The organism is Anaerococcus sp. HMSC075B03 (genome assembly GCF_001815585.1).
GTDB lineage: Bacteria > Bacillota > Clostridia > Tissierellales > Peptoniphilaceae > Anaerococcus > Anaerococcus vaginalis.
Map to the genome: position 1 here is coordinate 77,476 of NZ_KV821203.1, position 6,163 is coordinate 83,638.

General features: G+C 30.7%; 9 protein-coding genes and 3 pseudogenes. All 12 read left to right on the forward strand.

Going from position 1 to position 6,163, the window contains the following annotated elements; all coding sequences use genetic code 11:
- Positions 1 to 249 precede the first annotated feature (249 nt).
- The 12 genes and pseudogenes from HMPREF3045_RS08080 to HMPREF3045_RS08125 all read left to right on the forward strand — a co-directional run bounded on the left by HMPREF3045_RS08080 (position 250) and on the right by HMPREF3045_RS08125 (position 6,118).
- Positions 250 to 780: a GNAT family N-acetyltransferase gene (locus HMPREF3045_RS08080; protein WP_070738510.1), complete on the forward strand. Its 531-nt coding sequence runs from the start codon at positions 250 to 252 to the stop codon at positions 778 to 780.
- 211 nt (positions 781 to 991) lie between these two features.
- Complete coding sequence (locus tag HMPREF3045_RS08085) at positions 992 to 1,210, forward strand: helix-turn-helix domain-containing protein (RefSeq protein ID WP_002839984.1); 219 nt, start codon at positions 992 to 994, stop codon at positions 1,208 to 1,210.
- Positions 1,211 to 1,639: 429 nt separating this feature from the next.
- On the forward strand, positions 1,640 to 2,134 hold the full coding sequence (locus HMPREF3045_RS08090) for a hypothetical protein (RefSeq protein ID WP_019132833.1): 495 nt from the start codon (positions 1,640 to 1,642) through the stop codon (positions 2,132 to 2,134).
- A gap of 112 nt (positions 2,135 to 2,246) precedes the next feature.
- Complete coding sequence (locus HMPREF3045_RS09540; protein WP_070738512.1) at positions 2,247 to 2,687, forward strand: ATP-binding cassette domain-containing protein; 441 nt, start codon at positions 2,247 to 2,249, stop codon at positions 2,685 to 2,687.
- Between the two features lie 8 nt (positions 2,688 to 2,695).
- Entirely contained in the window at positions 2,696 to 2,956 is a 261-nt protein-coding gene (locus HMPREF3045_RS09545; RefSeq protein ID WP_070738514.1) for an ATP-binding cassette domain-containing protein, read from the forward strand.
- Positions 2,957 to 3,072: 116 nt separating this feature from the next.
- Positions 3,073 to 3,387 (forward strand): annotated as a pseudogene (locus tag HMPREF3045_RS08105) (ATP-binding cassette domain-containing protein); the annotation flags it as partial.
- Between the two features lie 356 nt (positions 3,388 to 3,743).
- Positions 3,744 to 4,034 carry a DUF3847 domain-containing protein gene (locus HMPREF3045_RS08110; protein ID WP_070738518.1) on the forward strand — a complete coding sequence of 97 codons (291 nt, stop codon included), beginning with the start codon at positions 3,744 to 3,746 and terminating at the stop codon, positions 4,032 to 4,034.
- Positions 4,035 to 4,501: 467 nt separating this feature from the next.
- Complete coding sequence (locus tag HMPREF3045_RS08115; RefSeq protein WP_019034261.1) at positions 4,502 to 4,876, forward strand: hypothetical protein; 375 nt, start codon at positions 4,502 to 4,504, stop codon at positions 4,874 to 4,876.
- 1 nt (position 4,877) lies between these two features.
- Positions 4,878 to 5,303 (forward strand): MarR family winged helix-turn-helix transcriptional regulator, encoded by a 426-nt coding sequence (locus HMPREF3045_RS08120; RefSeq protein ID WP_070738520.1) that lies wholly within the window; start codon positions 4,878 to 4,880, stop codon positions 5,301 to 5,303.
- Positions 5,304 to 5,446: 143 nt separating this feature from the next.
- A pseudogene (locus HMPREF3045_RS09475) lies at positions 5,447 to 5,578 on the forward strand (IS3 family transposase); the annotation flags it as partial.
- A gap of 37 nt (positions 5,579 to 5,615) precedes the next feature.
- Positions 5,616 to 5,675: pseudogene (locus HMPREF3045_RS09550) on the forward strand (hypothetical protein); the annotation flags it as partial.
- 122 nt (positions 5,676 to 5,797) lie between these two features.
- A complete protein-coding gene (locus HMPREF3045_RS08125; RefSeq protein ID WP_021340990.1) occupies positions 5,798 to 6,118 on the forward strand; it encodes a DUF3847 domain-containing protein in 321 nt (106 codons plus the stop codon).
- Positions 6,119 to 6,163 lie beyond the last annotated feature (45 nt).

Consider the following 6,163-nt stretch of genomic DNA (forward strand, 5'->3'; position numbering starts at 1 on the left):
GATATTACAAAGCATAAGAATTACAAGTTGCTGGAAGATTATGATGAGAGAAATGGTTTTGATATTAAAAAGTATATTACACGAAAGGGTAAAACTAAGATAAATGGTAATACAGTGATAACAAGATTGTAATATTTACTGTAAGAGTCTACACGGGCGAGGGATTATTTAAAAATAGTAGACTATTTGATATAATAGAATTAGATAAATTAGAATTTATCGGGATAAAAGAGAGGACTGCAAGGCCATATGAAGCATGAAGAAATAAGAGGAAAAAAAATTATACTGCGCAGGCAAAGAGAAGAAGACGCTCCGTTTTTCGCCTATTGGTTTAATCAGCCGCAGGTTATGTTTCAATGCGGATTTGAGAAGACAACCGATGAAGAAGAGGAGAAAAGAACTATTAACGTCAGCCACAAATCGGAAGACTCGGTTTGGTTTACGATTACTGATTTTGACGGTAATATTATTGGCGAGACCGGTTTGCTCCGTATGTTTCCCGCGTGGCACCAAACAGATCTGACGATTATTATTCCAGACCCTGAAATGCAGCATAAAGGATATGGTTCGGAAGCAATCCGCATCATGCTGGACATGGCATTTCATGAGTATGAGATGCATCGTGTCTCGATCGGCGTGGTAGGGTTGAATACAGATGCACTGGAATTCTACAAGAAAATCGGTTTCAAGCAGGAAGGTATTTTAGAAGAGGCATATTATTATAACGATGAGTACAGCGATTTTATAATGATGCGAATCCTTAGCCAAGAATGGAAATAAGCGACAAATTCCAGTTTGTCGAGTCAAATAATTAAATAGAAACGAAAGAGATAATAGATAATTAAACTCTATCGTCTTTTTTTACTCAAAATAAGGACGGAATAACACAACAAATTCTCTAAAACAAATCACTAAATCAATGTAAGATTGAATGAAATCAATATTTATGCTATAATTAAATAAATCTAATGAACAGAAAAAGAGGGATATTATGGCACTTAACTATAAACCATTATGGATACAGTTAGCGAAAAAAGGATTAAAGAAAACAGATGTAATAGCTATGGCAGGACTAACAACAAATGTTATGGCACAAATGGGCAAGGATAAACCAATTACATTTAAGAATTTAGAAAGAATATGTAAGGCTCTATCTTGCACTCCTAATGATATTATTAGTTTTGAAGATGAATTTGAAAAAGAGATTTAAATTCTTATAGTTCTTTACACTTGATTTACAAGGGATCAAAGAAAATCTTAATAAGCGTTTCTAAAATTTTATTGAAATAATGTATAATTTGTGATAGCTTACTTACAATTTTAGAATTGTAATCTTTATATAGGGTGTTTTTATATCTTGTCAATGATTTTGTAAATATCTTTTAGATTGGAATCCAAAGTTTTGTGAGTAATTTATTTGATAATTTACAAAACTTCTTAATACATGACCTGTATGTGTATAATGACATTGACAAGAAGACATCTGTGATTATAGATTTTAAATAACTATATAAATTGTAAAAAAGTATAGCACTAATACTAGCAAGAAAATTTATACGAATTTAGTTGACACAACTAAGAAAAATTGCTCCCATTTACGAAATGGTTTATACTTCAAGAGAGGAGGTAAACTAAATTGATGAAAACACTTGGTATGTTAACAATCATCTGCTTAACAGCATCAATTATGATGATGAATTTTATACTTATTATACCGAAATTTGGCTCGAAGCATTTCGGCGCACCTGATGATATCAAAGTTATGATGAGTAAGTTGCCAGATAAACCGATTTGGGTCAATATAATCGGCGGACTTATCATGATACTTGGATTGCTAGCCATTGCAGCCGTTCTAGGCTGGGCAATTGTTGATACAGTAAAATTTAGTTTAACTTTTCAGCAAGCCTTTGTTAGATTTTTAATACTATTTGAAGGATATAAGCTTTTTGATATTATCTTTTTTGATTATCTCATGCTTACCAAGTTAAAATTGCCGACTAAAGTTTACCCAGAGACGGTTGGTGCTAAGGGTTATGATAATTTTGGTTTTAATGGGAAAAGTCAGATTGCAAAAATTATAATCTTCTTTTTCGTGAGCCTAATTTTGGCATATTTACTGACCGTTTTGGTTTAACTAGAAATTCATAACTTATAATGTTCAATTCGACTTCTTGGCTATTTGTTTTAAGGGGCTGTAGCTTAAAAAAACCAATTATCAGAAATAGATATAAGCCATGAACAGTTATATGAAAGAGGGGAAAATAGAACGAACTTTCTCGGGAAATGAATTTGAAGATATCCCATATAAAGCTCTTAAAGAGATGGGACTAAGAAGTAATCAAAATCGTAAATTAAAGTTTTATAGCAGGATAGGGAATATTACGGATAACAAAGCAAACAAATATAAAAACAATAACCTAATACAAATAGACTATTTAAAGTTTAGAGTAAAAGAAAAAGAACTCTTAGATATTAAAAATATATTTTTACCAATGAATTCTATTATTGGTATAGTTGGATTAAATGGGGTAGGTAAATCAACTTTTATGAATTGCTTTTGCGGACTTGAGAAGAAATCTAAAGAGGTTATAAAAGTAGCAGGGATAAAGATGGATAAAAAACAAAGGTTAAAAAAAGCTATATTGTTATGCAGGATGTTAATCACCAATTATTTACTGAAAGCGTAGAAGAGGAGATGAAGGTAAACTTATCTGCTAAGTATGCTGATGGTAAGTATATAGATATATTAAAGTCTTTAAATCTATATCATTTGCTAGAAAAACATCCTATGAGTTTGTCAGGTGGTCAAAAACAAAGGCTATCTATTGCCACAGCTATGGTATCCGATAGAGACATTATTTTTTTTGATGAACCAACAAGTGGTTTGGATTATTACCATATGCAAGAGGTGGCAAAAAATATGTTGGAATTAAAGAAAGAAAGACAATTTTCATAATAACTCATGACTATGAATTAATAGAAGAATGTTGTGAGCATATTTTATGTTTCGATAATCAAAGTAAAAGAATTATAGGAAACTTTTCAGATGAGAAAATTACAAAATTATAGTTAGGAGAAAAACAGAGAATATCTATAGCTAGGGCTATGCTAAAAGATGCTCCTATAATCATATTAGATGAAGCGACATCTAGCATAGATCCAGAAAATGAATATTTAATACAAAGAGCCATATCTAATTTAAGTAAAGGAAAAACTGTAATTATTATTGCCCATAGAATTGTAACAATAGAGGAAGCAGACCAAATACTTGTATTGGACGATGGGGAAATTGTTCAAAGAGGAAAACACAGAGATTTAATAGAAGAAGAGGGACTATATAGAAGTTTTATGAGAATCAGGGATAAAGTAGAAAATTGGAAAATATAATAAGGAGATAAAATAAATGTTAAAATTGAGTCACATATCATGTAGGGTTGATAATTTACAAGAGGCTTGAAAAAAATCACTGAAATGGGCTTTAAAATTGAGTGGGGCTCTAATAATATAAATAAAAATGGCAGAAGAATTTATCTACTAATAGCCTACATCTTTTATCTTTAGTGAGAAAAATATGATAAAAAAGATAAACAAAAAGTTATAACATTCCAGATTGGGATTACATGGAAAGATATATAGAAAACGTAAAACTAAAATGTAATATAGAAATGTATAACATTTAGAAAAAAGACGATTAGAAAAATAAAAATCTAGTCGTCTTTTTTATTGTAGGAAAGGATATAAGTATGAAAAAATTAGATCAGATAAGACAAGAATCAAAAGAAATAAAAGATAAAATTGATGATAAAGAAGAAAGATTAAGGCAACTAAAAAATCAAGAAAAAAAGATATTAAAACAAGACATAGAAAAAAGAAGAAAAGAAAGAACACATAGGCTCATAACAAGAGGAGCAATCTTAGAAAGCCTTATAGAAAATGCAGAAGAACTAACAGATGAAGAAATAAAAATCCTACTTGAAGAAGCAACAAAGACAAAAGAATTTAAAGAAACACTAAAACTAATGAGAGAAAATTAATAAAAATAAAGGGTGTTGTAAATAATCAAATCTCCCTTAGATTTTCTAAGGGCGCAATTATACAGCTATCAGAGATTGATGCATTGCGTTCTCCGAAGGCTCCTAATCGGAGGGCTGTGATTTGTGCGATCAATGAGCCAAACGGATATACTTGCATATTCACTCGCCGAATGCCCCAATAGCCGACAGAATGTCGGCTTCCGCAGTCATGGTCTGCTCCAAATCAAACACGGACGCTACGCTTCCCCTGCGCTGGCTGCCGCCAGCCACCCTTTGAAAGGAAAAATTTTTATAAAAAGTATTTACTACGAAGTTTACCAATAAAATATTATTTTAAGAGATCTAAGCTTAAAAACAAATTAGTTGACGCATCAACTAATTTGTGATATACTTCAGTTATTCTTAAAAGTGAGGTAAGAGTAATGAAATATAAACGTTATATTTTCCCTATATTGATGGGGAGTACAATGAGTTGTATTATGTCTCAGATGAATACTGGAAAAATTGTTTTTCCGTCTATACTTGCAATGATGTTATTACAATCTATAGTTGCAAGTATAGCATCTTTGATTTTTCCGGCTGGACTTATAGGTGCAAAAGTAACAGAGAAACTATATACTGGAAAATCATATATTGTTTTTTTAGTTTTTTCATCAATAATTCCAGCGATATATTTTACTGCAATTATGTCTATAAGTGGATTGTTAAGAATGAAGGGATATGATGAGAATTTCTGGAAAATATATTTTTCCTCATTTCCTATTAATGTTGTATTTGGATATTTTTCTAGTATTTTTTGGAATGTGATATTGGACAAATTTTTAAGAAGAAAAGAGGCATAAAGTGAACAAAAGCATTGGAAAACTTATAACTTATTTATCAAGATGTATTCAGCAAGAATTAAAAAATGTAGTTGTTCCATTTGATATAAGTGTCGGAGAAGAGCCTTATTACATGGCACTTACAAAACAGGATGGATTGACTCAGGATGAATTAACAAAACTTGTGAAGGTAGATAAGGCTGCTACGACTCGAATGGTTAAATCATTAGAGCAAAAGGGATATATCACACGAGAAACAGACCCTAAAGATAAGAGAAACAAAAAAATATATCTTACAGAAAGGGGACGATTAAAATATGAACCTTTAAGTATAGCATTAAAAGAATTTAATCAGAAGTTAACATCAGAATGGACAGATGAACAATATAAAATCGTTTATCAAAGTCTGGAAATGCTACAAAAAAAATTTGAGATTGATAATAAATAAGTTTTAATTTATTGCCCCTCTACACATCGGGTCAACTTGCCACGAACTTTCACAACTAAATACCCACCGCTAAAACAGCGGCACACCAAGCAGGAAATCTGAAAAAGGTCTCCTGGTATGGATACAATAAATAATAAGTAATCATAGAGGATTTTAAATTAGATAGACACTACGAAGAAGACTTCAAAAGGCAAATAGTAGAAATCTTTAATCAAGGTAACAACACATATAAAAAATTGGGAGAAGAATACGATATAGCACCGTCAATAATCAGAGTATGTTTATTGGAACAATAACCTAAGGGTTAATGGATCATTAGGTTACTTGACACCAGTTAAATATAGGCAATCAAGATTAACTAGTAGTTATTAGTTAATCTAAAATTAGTACGTTCGATTTTAGATTGTACAAATAGGTGTTGACAATCCACACTAAGCTGAAAAACGATTAGAAATAAAAATCTATTCGTTTTTTTATTTTAAGAAATGATACAAATGGCAATTAAAAGAATAAAGTTAAGTATTGAAGAACAGATCGAAAAGAAAGAAGAAAGCATTAAGCAATTAAAAAATCAAAAAATACAGCTGAAGAAAAAACTTAATGAGCAAGAAAGAAAAGCAAGAAACAAAAGACTTATAGAAAAAGGTGCAGTGTTTGAAAGTGTTTTTGAAGAAAGTATTAATTTAACAATAGATGAATTTTATAAGTTAATGAAAATGTTAAATGATGAAGAAATAAGATTAAACATAATGGAAATTTTAGAAGAAAGAGTAGATGATGATGTAGAAAAATCACCTAAAGATGAAATAACATAATTGTCCCTTGGTTACAAGGGCGCAATTATACACCCTAAAGGGTGC

Coding starts and splice junctions, on each gene's coding strand:
- HMPREF3045_RS08080 (WP_070738510.1), top strand. CDS start 250: ATGAAGCATGAAGAAATAAGAGGAAAAAAAATTATACTGCGCAGGCAA.
- HMPREF3045_RS08085 (WP_002839984.1), top strand. CDS start 992: ATGGCACTTAACTATAAACCATTATGGATACAGTTAGCGAAAAAAGGA.
- HMPREF3045_RS08090 (WP_019132833.1), top strand. CDS start 1,640: ATGAAAACACTTGGTATGTTAACAATCATCTGCTTAACAGCATCAATT.
- HMPREF3045_RS09540 (WP_070738512.1), top strand. CDS start 2,247: ATGAAAGAGGGGAAAATAGAACGAACTTTCTCGGGAAATGAATTTGAA.
- HMPREF3045_RS09545 (WP_070738514.1), top strand. CDS start 2,696: ATGAAGGTAAACTTATCTGCTAAGTATGCTGATGGTAAGTATATAGAT.
- HMPREF3045_RS08110 (WP_070738518.1), top strand. CDS start 3,744: ATGAAAAAATTAGATCAGATAAGACAAGAATCAAAAGAAATAAAAGAT.
- HMPREF3045_RS08115 (WP_019034261.1), top strand. CDS start 4,502: ATGAGTTGTATTATGTCTCAGATGAATACTGGAAAAATTGTTTTTCCG.
- HMPREF3045_RS08125 (WP_021340990.1), top strand. CDS start 5,798: ATGGCAATTAAAAGAATAAAGTTAAGTATTGAAGAACAGATCGAAAAG.